The organism is Escherichia sp. MOD1-EC5189, assembly GCF_002966045.1.
Taxonomy (GTDB): Bacteria; Pseudomonadota; Gammaproteobacteria; order Enterobacterales; family Enterobacteriaceae; genus Escherichia; species Escherichia coli_F.
In genome coordinates this window covers 78,656-102,365 of sequence record NZ_PTRX01000003.1, presented here as the reverse complement: position 1 = coordinate 102,365, position 23,710 = coordinate 78,656, and the positions used below count along the sequence as shown (strand labels likewise).

The window sequence follows — 23,710 nt, the reverse complement described above, 5'->3', positions numbered from 1 at the left end:
CCTACGAAAACTGACTGCATCAGAGCATTACATTATCACTCCACTGCCCGCCTCTGCTGCTGGCGGGCTTTTTTTCGCTGCTCGCTTACGTGATGAAGTCTTTTTATTTCCTTCTCCGCCATCTGGAGCCACTATGCCGCGAAACTGCCGCACCGGTGTACGTTTGGCTTGATCAATTAGCTGATACAGCGTCCCCACCAGCGGTTGCATAAAGTCCTGGTAGCGGCACTGCTTTTCGCTGATTTGCGTCAGCACCGATTCCCAGTGCGCGGTCATGTCCGGTCGCGTAGCCATTTCTGGCAGTGAATGGAATAACGCTTTTCCGGCGTCGGTGGAGTGGATATAGCGCCCTTTTTTGGTCAGAAAGCCACGCTTGAACAGCAGTTCAATAATCCCGGCACGGGTTGCTTCTGTCCCCAGACCATCGGTGGCACGAAGGATCTTTTTCAGATCTTTGTCCTGCACAAAGCGCGCGATCCCGGTCATCGCCGAAAGCAGTGTTGCATCGGTAAAATGGCGCGGCGGCTGGGTTTGCCGCTCTACCACTTCACCTTTTTCACACAGCAACTCATCGCCTTTCGCCACCACAGGCAGTGGCGTGCCGTCGTTTTCTTCATCGCGCTCTTTGCTGCCTAACAGTGTGCGCCAGCCTGTTTCAGCAAGAAAACGGGCTTTAGCGACAAATTTGCCTTTGGCTATTTCCAGTTCGATAACACACTTGCGGAACACCGCGTCCGGACAGAACTGCATCAAATACTGACGAGCAATCAGGTTATAGACCTTCGCCTCGTTTTCCGTCAGGTTGATGGCAGAACTCCTCGCGGTCGGGATGATGGCGTGGTGCGCATCGACCTTTTTGTCATCCCAACAGCGGTTGCGTATATCTGGATCTACCACTGGTTGCGGCAACAGATCCGGCGCATGGACGCCGATAGCATTCATCACCGCGTGGCGTCCGGCAAAATGCTCTTCTGGCAGATAGCGACAATCGGAACGCGGATAAGTGATTAGCTTGTGCGTTTCGTACAACTTCTGGCAGATATCAAGCACGTTCTGCGCACTCAGACCAAAGCGTTTAGCCGCTTCAATCTGCAACGCCGAAAGCGAAAACGGCAGCGGTGCGGATTCTGATTCCCGTTTATCGTTATAGCTGGTGACAATAGCCGGTTGGCCGCTGATGCGGTTGACCACATGCTCCGCCAGCGGACGATGTAACAAGCGCCCTTCTTCATCCTGGTACGGTTCACACGCTTCGCTCGGTTGCCAGATAGCGGTAAACCGCTCATCGGCAGGTGTCACGATATGCGCTTTGACTTCAAAGAAGTCTTTCGCCACGAAGTTTTCAATTTCTTCATCGCGGCGCACCACCAGCCCGAGCACGGGCGTCTGCACGCGGCCCACGGAAAGCACGCCCTGATAACCCGCATTACGACCGAGAATGGTGTACGCGCGGGTCATATTGATGCCGTATAACCAGTCGGCTCGTGCTCGCGCCAGCGCAGAAACGCACAGTGGTACAAACTCGCTATTGGAGCGAAGACGATCGATCGCCCGCTCAACCGCCTGCGGGTTCAGGTCGTTTATCAAACAACGCTGTACCTGCTGGCGCTTTTCTGGTGCCAGTTGCAGGTAGTCCAGCACTTCATCTACCAGCAATTGCCCTTCACGGTCCGGGTCACCGGCGTGAACGATTTCGCTGGCTTCATGCAGAAAGCGTTTGATGACGTTAAGTTGTTTGGTCACGGAGGGTCGTGGCTGTAATTGCCACTTTTCCGGGACAATGGGGAGATCGGCCAGGTTCCAGCGCGCATAGCGACTGTCGTAGGCGTCTGGCTGCGCCTGCTCAAGCAGGTGACCGATACACCAGGTCACCACCTGGCCATTACCGCACTCGATAAAGCCATCGCCTTTCCGGTGCGGTTTGGGCAGGACATCAGCAATGGCGCGCGCCAGACTCGGTTTTTCGGCAATAAACAACCGCATTGAATTAACGGATCTCAACCATGGCACGACCGCCGCGCGCTGGCACCAGTTCGCCAATCGCCGTCAGTTCAATGCCAAACTCGGCGGCTGTAGCTTTGACCTCATTTTCTGCTTCCGGCATGACCGCCAGCAGCAGACCGCCAGAAGTTTGCGGATCGCACAGCAGATCGCGCACTTCACGCGGCATTTCACCCATCAGATGCCCATAGCTGGCAAAGTTACGTTCGGTGCCGCCAGGCACTGCGCCCAACTTAATGTACTCTTCAACCCCCGGCAGTTTCGGGATCGCGTCATAGTCGACTCGCGCCTGCACACCAGCACCCTGACACATTTCGCTCAAATGCCCCAGCAGACCAAAACCAGTCACGTCAGTCATCGCTTTTACGCCTTCGATGTTGGCAAAGGACGCGCCTGCAATATTCATCCGGCACATCACTTCCGTCGCTAGTCCCTGATGTTCTGGTTTCAGCAGTGATTTTTTCTCAGCCGTAGTAAGAACGCCAATTCCCAGCGGTTTCGTCAGGAACAGTTTGCATCCGGCTTGTGCAGTACTGTTTTTCTTCACCCGCTCGGTCGGTACGATCCCCGTTACCGCCAGACCAAAAATCGGCTCCGGCGCATCGATGGAGTGACCGCCAGCCAGCGCAATACCCGCCTGACGGCATGCATAGCGTCCACCTTCGGTTACTTCGCGGGCAATTTCAGGGGAAAGTTTGTTAATAGGCCAGCCGAGGATCGCAATCGCCATAATCGGTTTGCCACCCATCGCGAAGATATCGCTGATGGCGTTAGTCGCCGCAATGCGGCCAAAATCGAAAGGTTTATCAACGATCGGCATAAAGAAGTCGGTGGTACTGATAACGCTGGTGCCATTGCCCAGATCGTACACCGCCGCATCGTCGCGGGTTTCATTACCCACAAGCAAATTCGGATCAACAAACTTCGCCTGCTCACTGTGCAGGATGGTTTCCAACACTTTTGGGGAAATTTTACAGCCGCAACCTGCACCGTGGCTGTATTGGGTCAAACGAATCGAGTTCTCGCTCATGGACATCTCCTGTCAATGCAATCCGGGTATGGTAACCCTCATTCCATGAAGTGATAAGTGAGAGTGTCTGAATTCCTGCGCCTTTGCTCACAATCCAGACAGTTTCGCGACAATTATCAGAAATAAGTCACAAACGGCGTCGGGTCCGGAACGTTTATCGATGTAGATGCTTTCAACTGCGGCGTACCAAGGTAGAGAAAACCGACAATTTTATCCTGCTCACGGCAACCGAATGCTTCACGCACTACCGGACTTTCAGTTAATGCGCCACTGCGCCAGATGCCGCCAAACCCCTGGGCAACTGCTGCCATTTGCATCGCCATGACCGCACATCCCGCAGACATTTCCTGTTCCCAGCGCGGGACTTTATGATTTTCTTCGCATTTTGCCACCACCGTTATGATGAGCGGTGCGCGGAACGGCGCATTACGCGCTTTGTCGATAGCTTTGTCATCACTACCGGCAGCAATCGCCCCCTGTTCCAATAATGCGCTGAAACGCTCGCGTCCTTCCCCTTCAATCACAAAAAAATGCCACGGTTGCATGGACTTATGGTCCGGGGCACGCATACCCGCTCGCAGTATGTTTTGCAGTTGTTCACCCGTTGGCGCAGGTTCAGCCAGGCGGGAGGCGCTACGGCGATTGATCAATAGTTCGAGTGCATCCATTTGATTAACTCCTGTCATGATATTTATTCACAAAATTAACACGAGAGTGGATTTTGTTACAGCCCAGTCCGCAATTCCTGCTGACAAGTGCCGGTTGGGTCATTACGATAACCACATCTATTGCGCCTGAAAAAGGTGTGACCTTAAGTTGGGAGAATACATGCGAACCCTTTGGCGATTTATTGCCGGATTTTTTAAATGGACGTGGCGTCTGCTGAATTTCGTCCGTGAAATGGTACTTAACCTGTTCTTTATTTTTCTCGTGCTGGTTGGTGTGGGGATCTGGATGCAGGTCAGTGGTGGTGATTCGAAAGAAACGGCCAGTCGTGGCGCACTGCTGCTGGACATTTCTGGTGTGATCGTCGATAAACCCGACAGTTCTCAGCGGTTTAGTAAATTAAGCCGCCAGCTGCTTGGTGCCAGTTCCGATCGTCTGCAGGAAAACTCACTGTTTGATATCGTCAACACCATTCGCCAGGCGAAGGACGACCGCAATATCACCGGTATCGTGATGGATCTGAAAAACTTCGCAGGCGGCGACCAGCCGTCTATGCAGTACATCGGCAAAGCCCTGAAAGAGTTTCGTGACAGCGGGAAACCAGTTTATGCCATAGGCGAGAACTACAGCCAGGGGCAATATTATCTCGCCAGTTTCGCCAACAAAATTTGGCTATCTCCACAAGGCGTGGTGGATCTGCACGGTTTTGCTACCAACGGTCTGTACTACAAATCGTTGCTGGATAAGCTGAAAGTTTCCACCCATGTGTTCCGCGTGGGTACGTATAAATCTGCCGTTGAACCGTTTATTCGTGATGATATGTCGCCTGCAGCCCGCGAAGCTGACAGCCGCTGGATTGGTGAGCTGTGGCAAAACTATCTGAATACTGTTGCCGCTAACCGGCAGATCCCTGCTCAGCAGGTATTCCCTGGCGCGCAAGGGTTGCTTGAGGGTTTAACCAAAACCGGTGGCGATACCGCGAAATATGCGCTGGAAAACAAGCTGGTCGATGCACTGGCATCAAGTGCCGAAATCGAAAAAGCTCTGACCAAAGAGTTCGGCTGGAGTAAGACTGATAAAAATTATCGCGCCATCAGTTATTACGATTACGCATTGAAAACGCCGGCAGATACCGGTGACAGTATCGGTGTCGTCTTCGCGAATGGCGCAATTATGGATGGCGAGGAAACTCAGGGGAATGTTGGCGGTGATACCACTGCGGCACAAATCCGCGACGCTCGCCTTGACCCGAAAGTGAAAGCGATTGTTCTGCGTGTTAATAGCCCTGGCGGCAGCGTTACCGCCTCTGAAGTGATTCGCGCTGAACTGGCAGCCGCCAGGGCAGCGGGTAAGCCTGTGGTTGTATCGATGGGCGGCATGGCGGCATCTGGTGGTTACTGGATTTCCACGCCAGCTAATTACATTGTGGCTAACCCCAGCACCCTGACCGGTTCTATCGGTATCTTCGGCGTGATCACTACCGTAGAAAATAGTTTGGATTCGATTGGTGTTCATACCGATGGCGTCTCAACTTCACCGCTGGCGGATGTTTCTATCACCAAGGCACTGCCGCTGGAAGCGCAGCAGATGATGCAGTTAAGCATTGAGAATGGCTATAAACGCTTTATCACGCTGGTTGCTGATGCGCGTCATTCGACGCCGGAGCAGATTGATAAAATCGCCCAGGGCCACGTCTGGACCGGTCAGGATGCCAAAGCTAACGGGCTGGTCGATAGTCTCGGGGATTTCGATGATGCGGTTGCCAAAGCAGCAGAGCTGGCAAAAGTGAAACAGTGGCATCTGGAATACTACGTTGATGAACCGACCTTCTTCGACAAAGTGATGGACAATATGTCTGGTTCTGTCCGGGCAATGTTGCCAGATGCGTTCCAGGCCATGTTACCTGCACCGCTGGCCTCGGTAGCCTCTACCGTTAAAAGTGAAAGCGACAAGCTGGCAGCGTTTAACGACCCACAAAACCGTTATGCGTTTTGCCTGACCTGCGCCAACGTGCGTTAAATCCTGCAAAAATGTGGCCGATATGCTGTCGGCCACACTCCTGAATCGGACTGTCTTTCACTCCCTCTCTCCACTACATTCCCTTGCTCATTTAGCATCTGATATGGAGTTATCAGTGAATAAGGCCCCCTCTTTAATTGCCGCTATCGTCCTCGGACTGGGGATTAGCGCCTGTGGTTATTTTGTTGGCGATGGTGTTAAACATTTAAAAACCAATAACCGTTATGTAAATGTGCGTGGGCTTTCTGAAAAAGAAGTTCGCGCAGATACGGCAGAATTAACAATTGCGATTAACTTTAAGGGTAATATTCCCGGCGAACTGTTCCCGAAACTGGAAGACGCGCAGAAAAAAATTGTTGCCGAACTCAATGCTCAGGGGATTAACGAGAAAGAGATAACCCTGGGCCAATGGAAAAGCAAGCGAACAGATTCCTTTTATCTGAAAGATGATCCCACAATGCCACGCTATAACGCAGACGGGTCAGTGACGATAAAAACCCATAATGTTGCTGCTGTCGAAAAAGTCGTCGCGAAATTAAACGAACTGCAAGTCGCTACGGAGGGCGCTATCGCTGAGAGCAAAGTCGCCTATCGCTTTAATGGTATTGGCGCACTGCGCGCTGAGATGATTGCCGCCGCCACCAAAGATGCACGCAACGCAGCATTACAATTTGCAACGGACTCAGGTAGCCAGGTGGGGTCAATTAGCGATGCCTCACAAGGCGTGTTCCAGATCTTCGCCAGTGGCAGTGATGAAGATGATCCTACGGCGATTAATAAAACGGTACGCGTAGTAACCACCGTAACCTATGCGTTGCAGGATTAACCACTTTTCTCCGGCGGGACACTAATCCCTCCGTTCTGCCGGACTTTTCTCATATCCACAGAGTATCCAGGTGCGCTCGCTGCCCCTCACGTATATACTTTTGCTCTTTCGATATCATTCATATCAATATCATGCAAAAGAAATCAATTTACGTCGCCTACACGGGCGGGACCATCGGGATGCAGCGTTCCGAGCAGGGTTATATTCCGGTGTCAGGTCATCTACAACGCCAACTGGCGCTGATGCCGGAATTCCATCGCCCGGAGATGCCAGATTTCACCATTCATGAATATACGCCGCTGATGGACTCTTCAGATATGACGCCAGAAGACTGGCAGCATATTGCTGAAGATATTAAAGCGCATTATGACGACTATGATGGTTTTGTCATTCTGCACGGCACCGACACGATGGCGTATACCGCCTCTGCGCTGTCGTTCATGCTCGAGAATCTCGGTAAACCGGTCATTGTGACAGGGTCACAAATCCCGCTGGCTGAGTTACGCTCTGACGGACAAATTAATCTGCTGAATGCGTTGTACGTTGCGGCGAATTATCCTATCAACGAAGTAACTCTCTTTTTTAATAATCGACTTTATCGTGGCAACCGTACCACCAAAGCCCATGCCGATGGTTTTGATGCGTTTGCCTCTCCAAACCTTCCTCCGTTACTGGAAGCAGGTATCCATATTCGTCGTTTGAATACGCCCCCCGCCCCGCACGGTGAAGGGGAATTGATCGTTCATCCAATCACCCCACAACCAATTGGCGTAGTGACGATTTATCCGGGGATTTCTGCTGACGTCGTGCGCAATTTTCTGCGCCAACCGGTGAAAGCATTGATTCTGCGCTCATATGGCGTGGGTAATGCGCCACAAAACAAAGCCTTCCTGCAAGAATTACAAGAAGCCAGCGATCGCGGAATTGTGGTAGTCAACCTGACACAATGTATGTCCGGTAAAGTGAACATGGGGGGTTATGCCACCGGTAACGCCCTCGCCCATGCCGGCGTTATTGGCGGTGCAGATATGACTGTAGAAGCCACGCTAACCAAACTGCATTACCTGCTTAGCCAGGAACTGGATACTGAAACCATTCGCAAGGCCATGAGCCAAAACCTGCGCGGCGAACTGACGCCGGATGATTAAGGAGACTGCAATGCCCCCTCGCGCCCTGTTACTGGTCGATTTACAAAATGATTTCTGTGCTGGTGGCGCGCTCGCCGTGCCGGAAGGTGACAGTACGGTGGATGTCGCTAACCGCCTGATTGACTGGTGCCAGTCGCGCGGTGAAGCGGTTATCGCCAGTCAAGACTGGCACCCGGCGAATCACGGCAGTTTTGCCAGTCAGCACGGTGTAGAGCCTTATACGCCAGGCCAACTCGACGGTTTGCCACAAACCTTCTGGCCAGATCACTGTGTGCAGAACAGTGAAGGCGCACAATTACATCCGTTACTGAACCAAAAAGCGATCGCAGCGGTGTTCCATAAAGGCGAAAATCCTTTAGTTGACAGTTACAGTGCCTTTTTTGATAACGGCCGTCGGCAGAAAACCACGCTCGATGACTGGTTACGTGATCATGAAATCGATGAATTGATCATTATGGGCCTGGCTACTGACTATTGCGTGAAGTTTACCGTGCTGGACGCGTTACAGTTAGGTTATAAGGTTAATGTGATTACCGATGGTTGTCGTGGCGTGAATATCCAGCCACAGGACAGTGCGCACGCGTTTATGGAGATGTCAGCAGCTGGGGCAACGCTATATACGCTGGCAGACTGGGAAGAGACGCAGGAGTAATATTAGTTGAATACATCTCTGGCCTACATTTCCTCATTGACATCGTAGGCCAGGTTATACTCGTCAGTGTTGCATTTAACCTATCAACCGCTAAATCGAACAATCAAGACGTCAAACAAGTATTTTTGTTCGCACTTAATAACAGACTCAAAAAGCTGAATAATTCAATCATTTAAACATGGCAATAGGCTTTGCTGAGATACCAAAATCTTCTTTTAACTGTTGTTTGCTCTTCATAACCATCTGACCATGTGTGTCAATTGTCATATGCTGTGCTTCGGTATTATGGCGGGCTTGCCACAGCATCACCAGCTGTAGGCAGTTCTCTTTTTGTTCCTCGGTCAGCGCAACGCCATCGGGCCATTTCCCCAGCTCAACGGCAGTCGACAAACGCTGGTATACATCAGGCGTCATGCTGTTGATAATGTCATCAAGATTCATAATTTTTCCGCTCCTGTGGAATAAGTTGCTGAATCGTTTTTTCAACCGTTGATTTCTTCGCCGTTTTCGCCATCGGTAAAGCGTAAAGAGGCTGAGTTAACACAATAACGTTCACCCGTTGGCTGCGGCCCGTCGGGGAAGACATGCCCCAGATGGGCATCACAGTTACCGCAACGAATTTCTATGCGCTGCATTCCATGTGACAAGTCTTTGATATAACGAATGGATTCTTCACTCACCGGTTCGTAGAAACTGGGCCAGCCACAGCCGGAATCATACTTGGTTTGGGAATGAAACAGCGGGGCATCGCAGATCAAACAGTGATATACGCCGTCACGCTTGTTATGCAGTAAACGACCCGTAAATGGCGGCTCTGTCCCATGATTCTGCGTCACGTAGAACTGCATCTCGGACAAATTTTTTTTCAGTTCTTCTGCCGAAGGTTTATTAGCCATTTGCTCACATCTCACTTTAATCGTGCTCACATTACGTGACTGATTCTAACAAAACATTAACACCAACTGGCAAAATTTTGTCCTAAACTTGATCTCGACGAAATGGCTGCACCTAAATCGTGATGAAAATCACATTTTTATCGTAATTGCCCTTTAAAATTCGGGGCGCCGACCCCATGTGGTCTCAAGCCCAAAGGAAGAGTGAGGCGAGTCAGTCGCATAATGCTTAGGCACAGGATTGATTTGTCGCAATGATTGACACGATTCCGCTTGACGCTGCGTAAGGTTTTTGTAATTTTACAGGCAACCTTTTATTCACTAACAAATAGCTGGTGGAATATATGACTATCAAAGTAGGTATCAACGGTTTTGGCCGTATCGGTCGCATTGTTTTCCGTGCTGCTCAGAAACGTTCTGACATCGAGATCGTTGCAATCAACGACCTGTTAGACGCTGATTACATGGCATACATGCTGAAATATGACTCCACTCACGGCCGTTTCGACGGTACCGTTGAAGTGAAAGACGGTCATCTGATCGTTAACGGTAAAAAAATCCGTGTTACCGCTGAACGTGATCCGGCTAACCTGAAATGGGACGAAGTTGGTGTTGACGTTGTCGCTGAAGCAACTGGTCTGTTCCTGACTGACGAAACTGCTCGTAAACACATCACCGCTGGTGCGAAAAAAGTGGTTATGACTGGTCCGTCTAAAGACAACACTCCGATGTTCGTTAAAGGCGCTAACTTCGACAAATATGCTGGTCAGGACATCGTTTCTAACGCTTCCTGCACCACCAACTGCCTGGCTCCGCTGGCTAAAGTTATCAACGATAACTTCGGCATCATCGAAGGTCTGATGACCACCGTTCACGCTACTACCGCTACTCAGAAAACCGTTGACGGCCCGTCTCACAAAGACTGGCGCGGCGGCCGTGGTGCTTCCCAGAACATCATCCCGTCCTCTACCGGTGCTGCTAAAGCTGTAGGTAAAGTACTGCCAGAACTGAATGGCAAACTGACTGGTATGGCGTTCCGCGTTCCGACCCCGAACGTATCCGTAGTTGACCTGACCGTTCGTCTGGAAAAAGCTGCAACTTACGAGCAGATCAAAGCTGCCGTTAAAGCTGCTGCTGAAGGCGAAATGAAAGGCGTTCTGGGCTACACCGAAGATGACGTAGTATCTACCGATTTCAACGGCGAAGTTTGCACTTCCGTGTTCGATGCTAAAGCGGGTATCGCTCTGAACGACAACTTCGTGAAACTGGTATCCTGGTACGACAACGAAACCGGTTACTCCAACAAAGTTCTGGACCTGATCGCTCACATCTCCAAATAAGTTGAGATGACTCTGTGATCTAAAAAGAGCGACTTCGGTCGCTCTTTTTTTTACCTGATAAAATGAAGTTAAAGGACTGCGTCATGATTAAGAAAATTTTTGCCCTTCCGGTCATCGAACAAATCTCCCCTGTCCTCTCCCGTCGTAAACTGGATGAACTGGACCTCATTGTGGTCGATCATCCCCAGGTAAAAGCCTCTTTTGCATTACAGGGCGCACACCTTCTCTCGTGGAAACCTGCGGGTGCAGAAGAAGTTCTGTGGTTGAGTAACAACACACCGTTCAAAAATGGCGTCGCCATTCGCGGTGGCATACCGGTTTGCTGGCCGTGGTTTGGTCCGGCTGCACAACAAGGTCTGCCTGCGCACGGTTTTGCCCGCAACCTGCCGTGGACGCTGAAATCACATCGTGAAGATGCTGATGGTGTAGCGCTGACTTTTGAATTGACACAAAGCGAAGAGACGAAAAAATTCTGGCCGCACGACTTTACGCTGTTAGCGCATTTCCACGTGGGTAAAACCTGTGAAATCGATCTTGAAGCACACGGCGAATTTGAAACTACCTCTGCTCTGCATACCTACTTTAACGTGGGTGATATCGCTAAGGTAAGCGTCAGTGGACTAGGCGATCGCTTCATTGATAAAGTAAATGACGCGAAAGAAGATGTACTGACCGACGGTATTCAGACCTTCCCTGACCGTACCGATCGCGTGTATCTGAATCCGCAAGATTGCAGCGTAATTAATGACGAAGCGCTGAATCGTATTATCGCCGTAGGCCACCAGCATCATCTGAACGTTGTAGGCTGGAACCCAGGACCGGCGCTTTCAGTTAGCATGGGCGATATGCCGGATGATGGCTACAAGACCTTTGTTTGTGTAGAAACGGCATACGCTTCAGAAACGCAAAAAGTCACCAAAGAGAAACCTGCACATCTGGCGCAATCCATTCGCGTTGCGAAACGTTAATTTGCGTTAATATTGTGTGCCGGGTGCGATGCATCCGGCACGTATCAACATCACACCATATCCAACGCAGTTTTTCCTTTTGGTGCCGGATACGCTTTATCCAGCATAACTAATTCCGCTGACGAAAGTTCAACCTCAAGCACATCCGCATTTTGTTGGACATGTGCGACAGTTGCCGCTTTTGGAATCGCCATCACACCCTGATGGCTGATTACCCACGCCAACAATACTTGTGCCGCACTGATATTGTGAGCATGTGCAATTTCGTTGACTACCGCATTTTTTAACAGTCCATTGCGCAACCGGCCGGCCTGGGCTAATGGACTGTAAGCCATCACCGGCATCTGCTGTTTCTGGCACCAGGGCAGTAGATCGTACTCAATCCCTCGTGAACCGAGATGGTAAAGCACCTGATTAGTGGCACACTGATTTCCCCCCGGCAGCTGCCAGAGTTCCTGCATATCGGCATAATCAAGGTTAGAAACGCCCCAGCGGCGGATTTTTCCCTGGGCGATCAATTTTTCCATCGCTGCGACAGTCTCTTCGAGAGCGAAACTGCCAGACCAGTGTAATAAGTAGAGATCGAGATAATCAGTATTGAGACGGCGTAAACTGGCTTCGCATGCATTTATCGCTTTTTGCCCGCCAGCATTCCACGGATAGACTTTAGAGACGAGAAAGACGTTCTCACGCAGACCGATTAATGCTTCCCCAACCACTTTTTCGGCACCGCCATCGGCATACATTTCGGCGGTATCAATGAGGGTTAAACCGAGTTCAATGCCCGCGCGTAGTGCAGCAACTTCTGTTTTACGCTGACTGGCATCTTCGCCCATATACCATGTTCCCTGCCCTATGGCTGGCAGTGAGACATCGCCACTAAATTGAATCATTTTTTGTTGCATTGTTTCCTCCCAGGTATTGCACCACCGTAATGCAAAACAGGGCGTTACGCCCTGTTTTTATGCACAAAATGCCCTGGAAAGATGCATTATCAGAATTTGTAGGTGATCCCGGTAGAAATCAGGCCAGTCCAGGATTTATCTACCATCGGGCTGTCAGTAACTTCATCAGACAGACGAGTGTAGCGTGCGGTGCCGTAAACACTCCAGTCGCCGAGGAAGTTGTAGCTGGCACTTAGCTCCAGGTAAGGGTTCCAGCTGTCATTCGGGTTATAGCCACGCAGACCGCTGCGCGCAGACTCTTTGCGCGATACGCCATAATAGTATTCGTTCTGGTTTTCGCTGTTCCACTGCACACCAATACCCGGAGTCACGGTCAGGCCACCGTTGGTGTAACGATACAACCAGGCCATATCCCAGACGATGCCGTTGCTGTTATCCAGGGTATCGCCAGCCAGGGTGGTACGCAGGTAACCGTACTGGGTAAAGTGAGCATAAGACAGACCAGCCATCATGGTGCTCTTACGGTCATCCAGGTGACGCATTTGGTGATCGCCACTGTCTTTAGCTTTGAAGTAAAGCGGCGACCAGTAAGCGGTAATTGAAAGTTTATCCGTTGCGTCATTCCACAGGTAGTAACCACCACCTAAGCCACGGAACCAGAAGTTATCGCCTTCATAGTTGATTACCGGTACTGGGTAAACATCGGTATCGTAATCTTTATATGGGTGTTCAACGACACCTACGCCTGCGCCCAGGGAAAATTTACCTTCAGCGTGCGCTACGCCTGCAGACGTTGCGATAAGCACTCCAAGTGCCAGAAGTTTGAGTTTGGTCACAATTAATCATTCCTTAAACAAATGTTTAGCGGGCGACAAAGTTTACCCGTCAATACATCGAAACCCAACCTTTTTACGTTTTCATTTTTTAAAGTAACTGTTTAATTTTCCTGACGCAGATGACACCACGCTTACAGCCAAATGAATTACGCGTTACTGGCGACCCTGGTCTTTACATTAATTATGCAAATTTTATGGATGAGTTGTTGATATGCCATTGAAATTAAGAAAGCCGTGCAGGCAAGTTTTCCATTTGCCATCTACGCTTAATTTTGAAGGTGTATCACCGGGCACGTTGTTCTCATCGTCGATAAAATGGCATGAGAGTTGCTGTGTTTTAGCAAGAGACGTCGTTCAGTTTACCTCTTCCGGGAGCCTCTACTATTCATATGAACGGCTCTTAACCTGTGCTAAAAAACGAAAGGACGGCATACCATGAATATATTCGATCACTATCGCCAGCGATATGAAGCTGCCAAGGACGAAGAGTTCACACTGCAGGAGTTTCTTACCACTTGTCGGCAAGATCGCAGTGCTTATGCCAACGCGGCTGAACGGCTATTGATGGCTATCGGTGAGCCTGTCATGGTCGATACAGCCCAGGAACCCAGACTTTCTCGACTCTTTTCTAACCGGGTCATTGCACGTTACCCGGCCTTTGAAGAGTTTTACGGCATGGAAGACGCGATTGAACAGATTGTCTCTTATCTGAAACACGCGGCTCAGGGGCTGGAGGAGAAGAAACAAATCCTGTATCTGCTGGGGCCTGTGGGTGGGGGTAAATCATCGCTTGCTGAGCGACTGAAATCATTAATGCAGCTCGTGCCGATCTATGTATTAAGCGCTAACGGTGAGCGGAGCCCGGTCAACGATCATCCGTTCTGTCTTTTCAATCCGCAAGAAGATGCGCAGATTCTGGAAAAAGAGTATGGCATTCCTCGACGCTATCTTGGCACCATCATGTCGCCGTGGGCAGCAAAACGCCTGCATGAATTTGGTGGCGATATTACTAAGTTCCGGGTGGTAAAGGTCTGGCCGTCAATTCTGCAACAAATTGCTATCGCCAAAACGGAACCTGGCGATGAGAACAACCAGGACATCTCAGCGCTGGTAGGGAAAGTCGATATCCGTAAACTCGAACACTACGCGCAGAACGATCCGGACGCCTACGGATATTCCGGTGCACTATGCCGCGCCAACCAGGGGATCATGGAGTTTGTCGAGATGTTTAAAGCACCGATTAAAGTGCTGCATCCCCTGTTAACCGCCACTCAGGAAGGTAACTACAACGGGACGGAAGGTATCTCCGCCTTGCCGTTTAACGGGATTATTCTCGCCCATTCGAACGAATCCGAATGGGTCACTTTCCGTAATAACAAGAACAACGAAGCCTTCCTCGATCGTGTTTATATCGTGAAGGTGCCATATTGCTTGCGTATTTCCGAAGAGATCAAAATCTACGAGAAATTGCTTAATCACAGTGAACTGACTCACGCCCCCTGCGCACCTGGCACGCTGGAAACGCTGTCTCGTTTTTCCATTCTTTCGCGTCTGAAAGAGCCGGAAAACTCCAGCATTTATTCGAAGATGCGGGTTTATGATGGCGAAAGTCTGAAAGACACCGATCCGAAAGCCAAGTCGTATCAGGAATATCGTGACTACGCAGGCGTTGATGAAGGGATGAACGGTCTGTCCACGCGTTTTGCGTTTAAGATCCTCTCTCGCGTGTTCAACTTCGACCACGTGGAAGTGGCAGCAAACCCTGTTCATCTGTTCTACGTCCTGGAACAGCAGATCGAGCGCGAGCAGTTCCCTCAGGAGCAGGCTGAGCGTTATCTCGAGTTCCTGAAAGGTTACTTGATTCCGAAATATGCCGAGTTTATCGGTAAAGAGATTCAAACTGCGTATCTTGAATCCTATTCTGAATATGGACAAAACATTTTTGACCGTTATGTCACGTATGCAGATTTCTGGATTCAGGATCAGGAGTATCGCGACCCGGATACCGGGCAGCTGTTTGACCGCGAATCTCTCAACGCTGAGCTGGAGAAAATTGAGAAACCGGCGGGGATCAGTAATCCAAAAGATTTCCGCAACGAGATTGTCAACTTCGTACTGCGCGCCAGAGCGAATAACAGCGGACGCAATCCGAACTGGACCAGCTATGAAAAACTGCGCACGGTTATTGAGAAGAAAATGTTCTCTAATACCGAGGAGCTGTTGCCAGTTATTTCGTTTAACGCCAAAACGTCAACCGACGAGCAGAAGAAACACGACGATTTTGTCGACCGTATGATGGAAAAAGGCTACACCCGTAAACAGGTGCGTTTACTGTGCGAATGGTATTTGCGCGTACGTAAATCGTCTTAACAACCATGGCCCGGTACGCATGCTACCGGGCCTACAACGACAGCGAACCGTGGGCCAGAGAAGCGGCAACACAGGCGTAGCAAACAGTTGGCAAATGTAGTACGGGGGGCATATGACCTGGTTTATTGACCGGCGTCTGAACGGCAAAAACAAAAGCATGGTGAATCGCCAGCGTTTTTTACGCCGTTATAAAGCGCAAATTAAACAGTCGATCTCCGAGGCCATTAATAAGCGTTCGGTGACTGACGTCGACAGCGGCGAGTCCGTATCCATTCCAACGGAAGATATTAGCGAACCGATGTTTCATCAGGGACGTGGCGGCCTGCGCCACCGCGTTCATCCGGGCAATGACCATTTCGTCCAGAATGACCGCATTGAACGCCCCCAGGGCGGCGGCGGTGGTTCCGGCAGTGGTCAGGGCCAGGCCAGCCAGGATGGTGAAGGTCAGGATGAATTTGTCTTTCAGATTTCGAAAGATGAGTATCTTGATCTGCTCTTTGAAGATTTGGCCTTACCGAATCTGAAACAAAACCAACAACGCCAGCTGACCGAATATAAAACGCATCGGGCGGGTTATACCGCTAACGGCGTTCCTGCCAATATCAGCGTTGTGCGTTCATTGCAGAACTCACTGGCGCGACGCACAGCCATGACGGCGGGCAAGCGGCGGGAACTTCATGCGCTGGAAGAGAATTTGGCCATCATCAGCAACAGTGAGCCTGCGCAACTACTGGAAGAGGAACGTCTGCGCAAAGAAATTGCAGAATTACGTGCCAAAATTGAACGCGTCCCTTTTATTGACACCTTCGATTTACGTTACAAGAACTACGAAAAACGACCCGATCCCTCCAGCCAGGCAGTGATGTTTTGCCTGATGGACGTTTCGGGTTCAATGGATCAGTCCACTAAAGATATGGCTAAGCGTTTTTATATTCTGCTGTATCTGTTCCTTAGCAGAACGTATAAGAACGTGGAAGTCGTTTACATCCGGCACCATACCCAGGCGAAAGAAGTCGATGAACATGAGTTTTTCTACTCACAGGAAACTGGCGGTACCATTGTTTCCAGCGCCCTGAAACTGATGGATGAAGTGGTGAAAGAGCGTTATAACCCGGCGCAATGGAATATTTACGCGGCACAAGCATCGGACGGCGATAACTGGGCCGATGACTCTCCACTTTGCCATGAAATCCTGGCGAAAAAATTATTGCCCGTTGTTCGTTATTACAGCTATATCGAAATTACCCGTCGCGCTCATCAGACACTGTGGCGAGAATATGAACATCTGCAATCTACTTTCGACAATTTTGCGATGCAGCATATCCGCGACCAGGATGATATTTATCCGGTGTTCCGTGAACTATTTCATAAACAAAATGCAACAACCAAAGACTAAAACTATCAGCCGGGTCATCGTCGCCTGGCTGTTTTTTAGCACACTGTAAATCATCTCATTTATTATATACATTAACTTACAATCGCTTTAAATATGACAGCATAACCTTTACACAATTTAGTTCCAGAAAACAATCATTCGGAAAAATGCTTCGTTCAACACGTATTTACCCGTGTTATTCTTTAATTATTTTGCATCGTTACCGAAAATTGATCCTGGTCAAAACCATATATCTCTGCCATCAATAAAATCCAGCACTCACATTGCTCTCCTTTTTATGGTTTCTATGGGTACACAAAAATTAAAAGCTCAAGGCTTTTTTATTTTCAGCTTATTGCTGACGTTAATTTTATTTTGCATCACCACCTTATATAACGAAAACACGAATGTAAAACTCATCCCACAGATGAATTACCTGATGGTTGTTGTGGCTTTGTTTTTCCTTAACGCCGTCATTTTTCTTTTCATGTTAATGAAGTATTTCACTAACAAACAAATTTTACCAACACTCATTTTAAGCCTTGCATTTTTAAGTGGCCTTATCTATTTAGTTGAAACCATTGTAATTATCCATAAACCAATCAACGGCAGTACACTGATCCAGACAAAGTCGAATGATGTTTCTATTTTCTATATTTTCCGCCAACTCAGTTTCATTTGTTTAACCTCGCTGGCGCTCTTTTGTTATGGGAAAGACAACATCCTTGACAACAATAAGAAAAAAACTGGCATTCTGTTGCTGGCGCTGATTCCTTTTTTAGTTTTTCCCCTTCTGGCACACAATCTGAGCAGTTATAACGCTGACTATTCTTTGTATGTCGTCGATTACTGTCCGGACAACCATACTGCGACCTGGGGAATCAACTATACAAAAATATTGGTTTGTTTGTGGGCATTTTTACTGTTCTTTATTATCATGCGTACACGATTAGCCAGCGAACTATGGCCGTTAATAGCATTATTATGTCTGGCATCGCTATGCTGCAACTTACTTCTACTGACTCTGGATGAGTATAATTACACCATCTGGTATATCAGTCGCGGGATTGAAGTTTCCAGTAAACTGTTTGTTGTGTCTTTTCTGATTTATAACATTTTTCAGGAACTGCAACTCTCCAGCAAACTGGCAGTTCATGATGTACTGACCAATATTTATAATCGGCGCTACTTTTTCAACAGCGTAGAGTCATTATTGTCGCGACCTGTTGTTAAGGACTTTTGTGTCATGCTGGTTGATATTAATCAGTTCAAGCGCATCAATGCCCAATGGGGACATCGTGTGGGTGATAAAGTGCTGGTTTCAATTGTCGATATTATCCAGCAAAGCATCCGCCCCGATGATATTTTAGCGCGACTGGAGGGTGAGGTGTTTGGCTTGCTATTTACCGAACTCAATAGTGCCCAGGCAAAAATCATTGCGGAACGTATGCGTAAAAATGTCGAACTCCTGACCGGTTTTAGTAACAGATATGATGTTCCTGAACAAATGACCATCAGTATTGGCACGGTTTTTTCAACGGGTGACACGCGTAATATCTCGCTTGTCATGACGGAAGCAGATAAAGCCTTACGCGAAGCGAAAAGCGAGGGGGGCAACAAAGTGATTATTCATCATATTTAAGTGCAAAAATATTCAGAGCCATGCTTTTTGCGTGGCTTTTGCATACAATTTATTACTATTACCCCTAAATTTCCCCTCCCCAGCGGCGCAGAGATGAGTATAATTAGCGCCCCTGTGCCAGGCCGCAATCGAACTTTATCTGGTTTTCTCGTTTCACTAACCGAAGGAGTGCCATTTATCATGAAATTGCACCATAGAATGCTCCGGCATTTTATCGCCGCAAGTGTCATTGTGCTGACATCTTCCTTCCTTATTTTTGAACTTGTCGCCAGCGACAGAGCAATGAGTGCCTATCTGCGCTATATCGTGCAGAGAGCAGACTCCTCCTTTCTTTATGATAAGTATCAGAATCAGAGCATTGCCGCGCATGTGATGCGCGCTCTCGCTGCTGAGCAGTCGGAAGTGTCGCCAGAACAGCGGCGCGCCATCTGCGAGGCTTTTGAGTCTGCCAATAATACCCATGGTTTAAACCTGACTGCCCATAAGTACACGGGCTTACACGGTACACTACAAACCGCATCCACTGACTGCGACACAATTGTGGAAGCTGCGGCACTATTACCCGCTTTTGATCAGGCAGTGGAAGGCAACCGCCACCAGGATGATTATGGTTCAGGTCTTGGAATGGCCGAAGAGAAATTTCACTATTATCTCGATCTCAATGACCTCTATGTCTATTTTTATGAGCCGGTTAATGTTGAGTACTTTGCGATGAATAACTGGTCCTTCCTGCAGTCAGGAAGCATTGGCATCGATCGCAAAGATATTGAAAAAGTTTTTACCGGTCGCACCGTATTATCGAGCATTTACCAGGATCAGCGTACTAAACAGAACGTGATGAGTTTGCTGACGCCGGTATATGTCGCAGGGCAGCTAAAAGGGATTGTGCTGCTGGATATTAACAAAAACAATCTGCGGAATATCTTTTACACGCATGACCGCCCTCTCCTCTGGCGTTTTCTCAATGTCACGCTAACTGATACAGATTCAGGGCGCGACATTATCATCAACCAGAGCGAAGATAATCTGTTCCAGTATGTCAGTTACGTCCATGACTTACCGGGCGGTATTCGTGTCTCGTTATCCATTGATATTCTTTACTTTATCACGTCTTCGTGGAAAAGCGTTCTGTTCTGGATTTTGACGGCGTTAATTTTGCTGAATATGGTCCGGATGCACTTCCGTTTATACCAAAATGTGTCGCGAGAAAATATTAGTGATGCGATGACCGGACTGTATAATCGCAAAATTTTAACCCCTGAACTGGAGCAGCGGTTGCAAAAACTGGTGCAATCCGGTTCTTCGGTGATGTTTATTGCAATTGACATGGACAAGTTAAAGCAAATAAATGACACCCTCGGTCATCAGGAGGGGGATTTAGCGATTACGTTATTAGCTCAGGCGATTAAACAGTCGATTCGTAAAAGTGATTATGCCATCCGACTCGGTGGCGATGAATTCTGCATCATTCTTGTCGATTCGACGCCGCAAATTGCAGCACAACTGCCTGAACGTATCGAAAAACGTCTGCAACATATCGCGCCTCAGAAAGAGATCGGCTTCTCTTCCGGTATTTACGCGATGAAAGAAAACGATACGTTACATGATGCATATAAAGCTTCCGATGAGCGTTTATATGTCAATAAGCAGAACAAAAACAGCCGTTCATGATAACCTTCTGTGGTTGTTTGCTTGTAATCTCAGGAGCATGAAATGACTGAAATGGCTAAAGGAAGCGTGACGCATCAGCGGTTAATCGCTTTATTATCACAAGAAGGTGCTGACTTCCGCGTCGTTACCCATGAAGCGGTAGGTAAATGTGAAGCGGTGTCAGAAATTCGTGGCACCGCTTTAGGCCAGGGGGCTAAGGCACTGGTATGTAAAGTCAAAGGCAATGGTGTAAATCAACATGTTCTGGCGATCCTCGCGGCCGATCAACAGGCCGATCTGAGCCAACTCGCCAGCCATATAGGCGGATTACGCGCTTCGTTGGCCAGCCCGGCGGAAGTCGATGAACTCACAGGCTGTGTCTTCGGCGCGATCCCCCCTTTCAGCTTCCATCCAAAACTCAAACTGGTTGCCGATCCCCTACTCTTCGAACGATTTGATGAAATCGCCTTCAATGCAGGCATGCTGGATAAATCCGTTATTTTGAAAACCGCGGATTATTTGCGCATTGCGCAACCAGAACTGGTCAATTTCCGCCGCACTGCGTAACTAGCCTGTCCGTTCAATAAGCAGAACGGACAAAACCAGCACAACAGCAATGGCAAAAAACGATGACGTGATAATCAGTGTCTCGACAAACATTTGATCGTTCATAGTATGCCCCGGGGAGATAGCTGTTTTCACGTTATTGTTAGCGTGCACAAATGGCAGTTTGATGACAGTTCGCCTGATTTTTTATGCAAAAAACGTAAAGATTTTCTACTTCCTTCCTGCAGCAAGCGTAAAGTAAGCAGGCTTATTATTTTTTGGCAAGGAAACCACGATGTTTGATGTCACTTTGCTGATCCTGCTCGGGTTAGCTGCGCTGGGCTTTATCAGTCATAACACCACTGTCGCCGTTTCAATTCTGGTGTTAATCATTGTCCGCGTCACACCGTTAAGCACCTTTTTCCCGTGGATTGAAAAACAGGGGCTAAGTATCGGGATAATCATTCTGACGATTGGCGTTATGGCCCCCATCGCCAGCGGGACGCTACCGCCCTCAACCCTGATTCACTCGTTTCTGAACTGGAAATCGCTGGTGGCAATTGCAGTAGGCGTTATTGTCTCCTGGCTAGGTGGGCGCGGCGTGACGTTAATGGGCAGCCAGCCGCAACTGGTCGCCGGGCTGCTGGTGGGCACTGTTTTGGGCGTGGCGCTATTTCGCGGCGTACCGGTTGGCCCGCTTATTGCCGCGGGTCTGGTTTCGCTGATTGTGGGGAAACAGTAGTTAATCCCGCAATATATCGGCCTGGCGTTTGCCCCAGGCCTTTCTTAAACATAGTAATAAAGGCCGTTGTTGAATCATACCCCAGCGTATGAGCAACTTTCTGTACAGTATCGCCTTTCACTAATCCCTGAAGCGCCATAATCAGCTGTAACTGCTGACGCCACTGGCGAAAACTCAACCCCGTCTCTTTCACTATCAGCCGGGCAAGATTGCGTTCACTCATCGCAAAAAAGCCAGCCCATTGCCCCAATGAGCCCCACTCGACGGGCTCTTTCGCCATCATCTCCACCATCGTGCGGATTTTAGGATGAGAAGAAACGGGCAGGTGCAGCTGTTGTTGTGGCTGCTGAGGGAGTTCATCAAACAGGACCTGAATTAATCTGCGGGTCATCGGCTCAGCACGCTGAGTCGTCGTCCTGTTTGCCAGGGTTAAAATTAATTCCCGGCATAAGGGCGATATTTTCAATGTGCAACATGTTGTCGGCATTGTCACTGCGCTGGGTTCGATAAACAGAAAACAGAGTTCAGCGTTAGCTGTCACTTGATTGCTATGTTTCACCCCGCCCGGTATCCAAACCGCATATTGTGGCGGCACCATCCACAAAGCATTTTCCACCGTACAGGTAATTGCACCATGTAGTGCCAGTATCAACTGCCCTTTGCGGTGCTTATGTACAGGACTGGTTAACTCATCCGTTCCGGCGTGAATACAAAATGCGACCGCGGCTTCATGGTGTCGGTCGGGTTCATAGCCATTGAGATTCAACCTGTGCATCATTTTGTCCGAATTTAGCGATATTTTGTCATTTTAGCTTGATTCAACATAACAATAAAAACGGTAAGGTACAGCCTCGTTTGTAACAATGAGAAGCATATGACCTGTTCAACTTCATTAAGCGGTAAAAACAGGATTGTCCTTATCGCTGGCATTCTGATGATTGCCACAACATTACGCGTCACCTTTACCGGCGCAGCACCGTTACTGGATACGATTCGTTCCGCTTACTCGCTAACGACGGCGCAAACCGGCTTATTGACCACCCTGCCATTATTAGCCTTTGCGCTAATCTCACCGCTGGCCGCCCCGGTGGCGCGACGTTTTGGTATGGAACGTAGCCTGTTTGCCGCGTTACTTTTGATCTGTGCTGGTATTGCAATTCGCTCTCTCCCTTCGCCTTACTTATTATTTGGCGGTACAGCGGTCATTGGCGGTGGGATTGCATTAGGCAATGTCTTACTGCCAGGATTAATTAAACGCGATTTCCCTCATTCTGTCGCCAGACTTACCGGCGCATATTCCCTGACAATGGGAGCTGCGGCGGCACTGGGATCGGCTATGGTCGTGCCGCTGGCTTTGAACGGTTTTGGCTGGCAAGGCGCGTTGCTCATGCTGATGTGTTTTCCTCTGCTGGCTCTTTTTTTATGGCTGCCACAGTGGCGAAGTCAACAACATGCAAATTTGAGTACCTCACGCGCCTTACATACTCGGGGTATCTGGCGTTCGCCGCTTGCCTGGCAGGTAACATTGTTTCTTGGGATCAACTCACTCGTCTATTACGTGATTATTGGCTGGCTTCCGGCGATCCTCATCAGTCACGGCTATAGCGAAGCACAGGCGGGTTCACTGCATGGTTTGCTGCAACTAGCCACAGCAGCTCCCGGTTTGCTGATCCCACTTTTCTTACATCATGTGAAAGATCAGCGTGGTATTGCAGCGTTCGTTGCCTTGATGTGCGCAGTGGGCGCGGTTGGGCTCTGCTTTATGCCAGCACACGCGATCACCTGGACTCTGCTTTTCGGTTTTGGTTCCGGCGCAACAATGATACTGGGGTTGACGTTCATTGGTCTGCGGGCAAGTTCTGCGCATCAGGCGGCGGCACTGTCGGGGATGGCACAATCCGTCGGGTATTTGCTGGCAGCCTGTGGGCCGCCGCTGATGGGTAAAATACACGATACTAACGGTGACTGGTCCATACCATTGATGGGTGTTGCCATACTTTCACTACTGATGGCGATTTTCGGACTTTGCGCCGGGAGAGACAAAGAAATTCGCTAATATCCGGTGCTATAGTGACGTGACAAATCATGCGTGAAAGGGAGA

The 23,710-nt window shown here is 49.2% G+C and carries 22 protein-coding genes; 13 read left to right on the top strand and 9 right to left on the bottom strand.

Going from position 1 to position 23,710, the window contains the following annotated elements:
• Nucleotides 1-27 precede the first annotated feature (27 nt).
• From topB to ATB02_RS03450, 3 genes are all read right to left on the bottom strand, one after another.
• A complete protein-coding gene (gene topB / locus ATB02_RS03465) occupies nucleotides 28-1,983 on the bottom strand; it encodes a DNA topoisomerase III (protein WP_105271083.1) in 1,956 nt (651 codons plus the stop codon).
• Nucleotides 1,984-1,987: 4 nt separating this feature from the next.
• Nucleotides 1,988-3,031 carry a selenide, water dikinase SelD gene (selD, locus tag ATB02_RS03460; protein WP_105271082.1) on the bottom strand — a complete coding sequence of 348 codons (1,044 nt, stop codon included), beginning with the start codon at nucleotides 3,029-3,031 and terminating at the stop codon, nucleotides 1,988-1,990.
• A gap of 116 nt (nucleotides 3,032-3,147) precedes the next feature.
• Nucleotides 3,148-3,699 (bottom strand): NAD(P)H nitroreductase, encoded by a 552-nt coding sequence (locus tag ATB02_RS03450; RefSeq protein WP_000339269.1) that lies wholly within the window; start codon nucleotides 3,697-3,699, stop codon nucleotides 3,148-3,150.
• Between the two features lie 160 nt (nucleotides 3,700-3,859).
• Here ATB02_RS03450 and sppA point away from each other — a divergent pair, with 160 nt between their 5' ends.
• The 4 genes from sppA to pncA all read left to right on the top strand — a co-directional run bounded on the left by sppA (nucleotide 3,860) and on the right by pncA (nucleotide 8,342).
• Nucleotides 3,860-5,716, top strand: coding sequence for a signal peptide peptidase SppA (sppA, locus tag ATB02_RS03440; protein WP_105271081.1), 1,857 nt, complete (start codon nucleotides 3,860-3,862; stop codon nucleotides 5,714-5,716).
• A 115-nt stretch (nucleotides 5,717-5,831) separates the two neighbouring features.
• Nucleotides 5,832-6,542, top strand: coding sequence for an SIMPL domain-containing protein (locus ATB02_RS03435; protein WP_123059826.1), 711 nt, complete (start codon nucleotides 5,832-5,834; stop codon nucleotides 6,540-6,542).
• 131 nt (nucleotides 6,543-6,673) lie between these two features.
• The gene (gene ansA, locus ATB02_RS03430; RefSeq protein WP_001170162.1) at nucleotides 6,674-7,690 is read left to right on the top strand and encodes an asparaginase; all 1,017 of its coding nucleotides are present in this window, start codon (nucleotides 6,674-6,676) and stop codon (nucleotides 7,688-7,690) included.
• Nucleotides 7,691-7,700: 10 nt separating this feature from the next.
• On the top strand, nucleotides 7,701-8,342 hold the full coding sequence (pncA, locus tag ATB02_RS03425) for a bifunctional nicotinamidase/pyrazinamidase (RefSeq protein ID WP_001135079.1): 642 nt from the start codon (nucleotides 7,701-7,703) through the stop codon (nucleotides 8,340-8,342).
• Between the two features lie 168 nt (nucleotides 8,343-8,510).
• On the opposite strand, the gene ATB02_RS03420 is transcribed toward pncA, so the two are convergent.
• Entirely contained in the window at nucleotides 8,511-8,783 is a 273-nt protein-coding gene (locus ATB02_RS03420) for a YeaC family protein (RefSeq protein WP_032303188.1), read from the bottom strand.
• A 41-nt stretch (nucleotides 8,784-8,824) separates the two neighbouring features.
• Complete coding sequence (gene msrB / locus ATB02_RS03415) at nucleotides 8,825-9,238, bottom strand: peptide-methionine (R)-S-oxide reductase MsrB (RefSeq protein WP_001284618.1); 414 nt, start codon at nucleotides 9,236-9,238, stop codon at nucleotides 8,825-8,827.
• A gap of 341 nt (nucleotides 9,239-9,579) precedes the next feature.
• Between msrB and gapA the strand changes: the two genes are divergently transcribed.
• Nucleotides 9,580-10,575, top strand: coding sequence for a glyceraldehyde-3-phosphate dehydrogenase (gene gapA, locus ATB02_RS03410; RefSeq protein ID WP_000153502.1), 996 nt, complete (start codon nucleotides 9,580-9,582; stop codon nucleotides 10,573-10,575).
• Nucleotides 10,576-10,658: 83 nt separating this feature from the next.
• Nucleotides 10,659-11,543, top strand: coding sequence for a D-hexose-6-phosphate mutarotase (locus tag ATB02_RS03405; protein ID WP_088541827.1), 885 nt, complete (start codon nucleotides 10,659-10,661; stop codon nucleotides 11,541-11,543).
• Between the two features lie 50 nt (nucleotides 11,544-11,593).
• Here the strand turns inward: ATB02_RS03405 and yeaE are convergent, their stop codons facing one another.
• On the bottom strand, nucleotides 11,594-12,448 hold the full coding sequence (yeaE, locus tag ATB02_RS03400) for a methylglyoxal reductase YeaE (RefSeq protein ID WP_001353161.1): 855 nt from the start codon (nucleotides 12,446-12,448) through the stop codon (nucleotides 11,594-11,596).
• Nucleotides 12,449-12,537: 89 nt separating this feature from the next.
• Nucleotides 12,538-13,284, bottom strand: coding sequence for a scaffolding protein MipA (mipA, locus tag ATB02_RS03395; protein WP_032303190.1), 747 nt, complete (start codon nucleotides 13,282-13,284; stop codon nucleotides 12,538-12,540).
• Nucleotides 13,285-13,719: 435 nt separating this feature from the next.
• Here mipA and yeaG point away from each other — a divergent pair, with 435 nt between their 5' ends.
• From yeaG to yeaK, 5 genes are all read left to right on the top strand, one after another.
• The gene (gene yeaG / locus ATB02_RS03390; protein WP_001019882.1) at nucleotides 13,720-15,654 is read left to right on the top strand and encodes a protein kinase YeaG; all 1,935 of its coding nucleotides are present in this window, start codon (nucleotides 13,720-13,722) and stop codon (nucleotides 15,652-15,654) included.
• Between the two features lie 112 nt (nucleotides 15,655-15,766).
• Complete coding sequence (locus tag ATB02_RS03385) at nucleotides 15,767-17,050, top strand: YeaH/YhbH family protein (RefSeq protein ID WP_032303191.1); 1,284 nt, start codon at nucleotides 15,767-15,769, stop codon at nucleotides 17,048-17,050.
• Nucleotides 17,051-17,327: 277 nt separating this feature from the next.
• Nucleotides 17,328-18,671, top strand: coding sequence for a sensor domain-containing diguanylate cyclase (locus ATB02_RS03380; RefSeq protein ID WP_123059825.1), 1,344 nt, complete (start codon nucleotides 17,328-17,330; stop codon nucleotides 18,669-18,671).
• Between the two features lie 180 nt (nucleotides 18,672-18,851).
• The gene (gene dgcJ / locus ATB02_RS03375) at nucleotides 18,852-20,342 is read left to right on the top strand and encodes a diguanylate cyclase DgcJ (protein WP_088541816.1); all 1,491 of its coding nucleotides are present in this window, start codon (nucleotides 18,852-18,854) and stop codon (nucleotides 20,340-20,342) included.
• Nucleotides 20,343-20,384: 42 nt separating this feature from the next.
• Nucleotides 20,385-20,888: a mischarged aminoacyl-tRNA deacylase gene (gene yeaK, locus ATB02_RS03370; protein ID WP_000138043.1), complete on the top strand. Its 504-nt coding sequence runs from the start codon at nucleotides 20,385-20,387 to the stop codon at nucleotides 20,886-20,888.
• Here yeaK and yoaI read toward each other — a convergent pair whose 3' ends face one another.
• On the bottom strand, nucleotides 20,889-20,993 hold the full coding sequence (gene yoaI / locus ATB02_RS03365) for a small membrane protein YoaI (protein WP_000999630.1): 105 nt from the start codon (nucleotides 20,991-20,993) through the stop codon (nucleotides 20,889-20,891).
• A 169-nt stretch (nucleotides 20,994-21,162) separates the two neighbouring features.
• On the opposite strand from yoaI, the gene ATB02_RS03360 reads away from it, so the two are divergent.
• Nucleotides 21,163-21,609, top strand: a complete 447-nt coding sequence (locus ATB02_RS03360; protein WP_000460707.1) for a DUF441 domain-containing protein — start codon at nucleotides 21,163-21,165, stop codon at nucleotides 21,607-21,609.
• Here ATB02_RS03360 and nimR read toward each other — a convergent pair.
• Nucleotides 21,566-22,387, bottom strand: coding sequence for a DNA-binding transcriptional regulator NimR (nimR, locus tag ATB02_RS03355; RefSeq protein WP_088541815.1), 822 nt, complete (start codon nucleotides 22,385-22,387; stop codon nucleotides 21,566-21,568). The two genes, ATB02_RS03360 and nimR, sit on opposite strands and share 44 nt — an antisense overlap.
• Before the next feature lie 96 nt (nucleotides 22,388-22,483).
• On the opposite strand from nimR, the gene nimT reads away from it, so the two are divergent.
• Nucleotides 22,484-23,665, top strand: a complete 1,182-nt coding sequence (nimT, locus tag ATB02_RS03350) for a 2-nitroimidazole transporter (protein WP_000128492.1) — start codon at nucleotides 22,484-22,486, stop codon at nucleotides 23,663-23,665.
• Nucleotides 23,666-23,710 lie beyond the last annotated feature (45 nt).

Coding starts and splice junctions, on each gene's coding strand:
- ATB02_RS03360 (WP_000460707.1), top strand. CDS start 21,163: ATGTTTGATGTCACTTTGCTGATCCTGCTCGGGTTAGCTGCGCTGGGC.
- pncA (WP_001135079.1), top strand. CDS start 7,701: ATGCCCCCTCGCGCCCTGTTACTGGTCGATTTACAAAATGATTTCTGT.
- ATB02_RS03380 (WP_123059825.1), top strand. CDS start 17,328: ATGGTTTCTATGGGTACACAAAAATTAAAAGCTCAAGGCTTTTTTATT.
- selD (WP_105271082.1), bottom strand. CDS start 3,031: ATGAGCGAGAACTCGATTCGTTTGACCCAATACAGCCACGGTGCAGGT.
- sppA (WP_105271081.1), top strand. CDS start 3,860: ATGCGAACCCTTTGGCGATTTATTGCCGGATTTTTTAAATGGACGTGG.
- yeaG (WP_001019882.1), top strand. CDS start 13,720: ATGAATATATTCGATCACTATCGCCAGCGATATGAAGCTGCCAAGGAC.
- nimR (WP_088541815.1), bottom strand. CDS start 22,387: ATGATGCACAGGTTGAATCTCAATGGCTATGAACCCGACCGACACCAT.
- msrB (WP_001284618.1), bottom strand. CDS start 9,238: ATGGCTAATAAACCTTCGGCAGAAGAACTGAAAAAAAATTTGTCCGAG.
- ansA (WP_001170162.1), top strand. CDS start 6,674: ATGCAAAAGAAATCAATTTACGTCGCCTACACGGGCGGGACCATCGGG.
- ATB02_RS03420 (WP_032303188.1), bottom strand. CDS start 8,783: ATGAATCTTGATGACATTATCAACAGCATGACGCCTGATGTATACCAG.
- yeaE (WP_001353161.1), bottom strand. CDS start 12,448: ATGCAACAAAAAATGATTCAATTTAGTGGCGATGTCTCACTGCCAGCC.
- nimT (WP_000128492.1), top strand. CDS start 22,484: ATGACCTGTTCAACTTCATTAAGCGGTAAAAACAGGATTGTCCTTATC.
- dgcJ (WP_088541816.1), top strand. CDS start 18,852: ATGAAATTGCACCATAGAATGCTCCGGCATTTTATCGCCGCAAGTGTC.
- ATB02_RS03405 (WP_088541827.1), top strand. CDS start 10,659: ATGATTAAGAAAATTTTTGCCCTTCCGGTCATCGAACAAATCTCCCCT.
- ATB02_RS03450 (WP_000339269.1), bottom strand. CDS start 3,699: ATGGATGCACTCGAACTATTGATCAATCGCCGTAGCGCCTCCCGCCTG.
- topB (WP_105271083.1), bottom strand. CDS start 1,983: ATGCGGTTGTTTATTGCCGAAAAACCGAGTCTGGCGCGCGCCATTGCT.
- gapA (WP_000153502.1), top strand. CDS start 9,580: ATGACTATCAAAGTAGGTATCAACGGTTTTGGCCGTATCGGTCGCATT.
- yoaI (WP_000999630.1), bottom strand. CDS start 20,993: ATGAACGATCAAATGTTTGTCGAGACACTGATTATCACGTCATCGTTT.
- ATB02_RS03385 (WP_032303191.1), top strand. CDS start 15,767: ATGACCTGGTTTATTGACCGGCGTCTGAACGGCAAAAACAAAAGCATG.
- yeaK (WP_000138043.1), top strand. CDS start 20,385: ATGACTGAAATGGCTAAAGGAAGCGTGACGCATCAGCGGTTAATCGCT.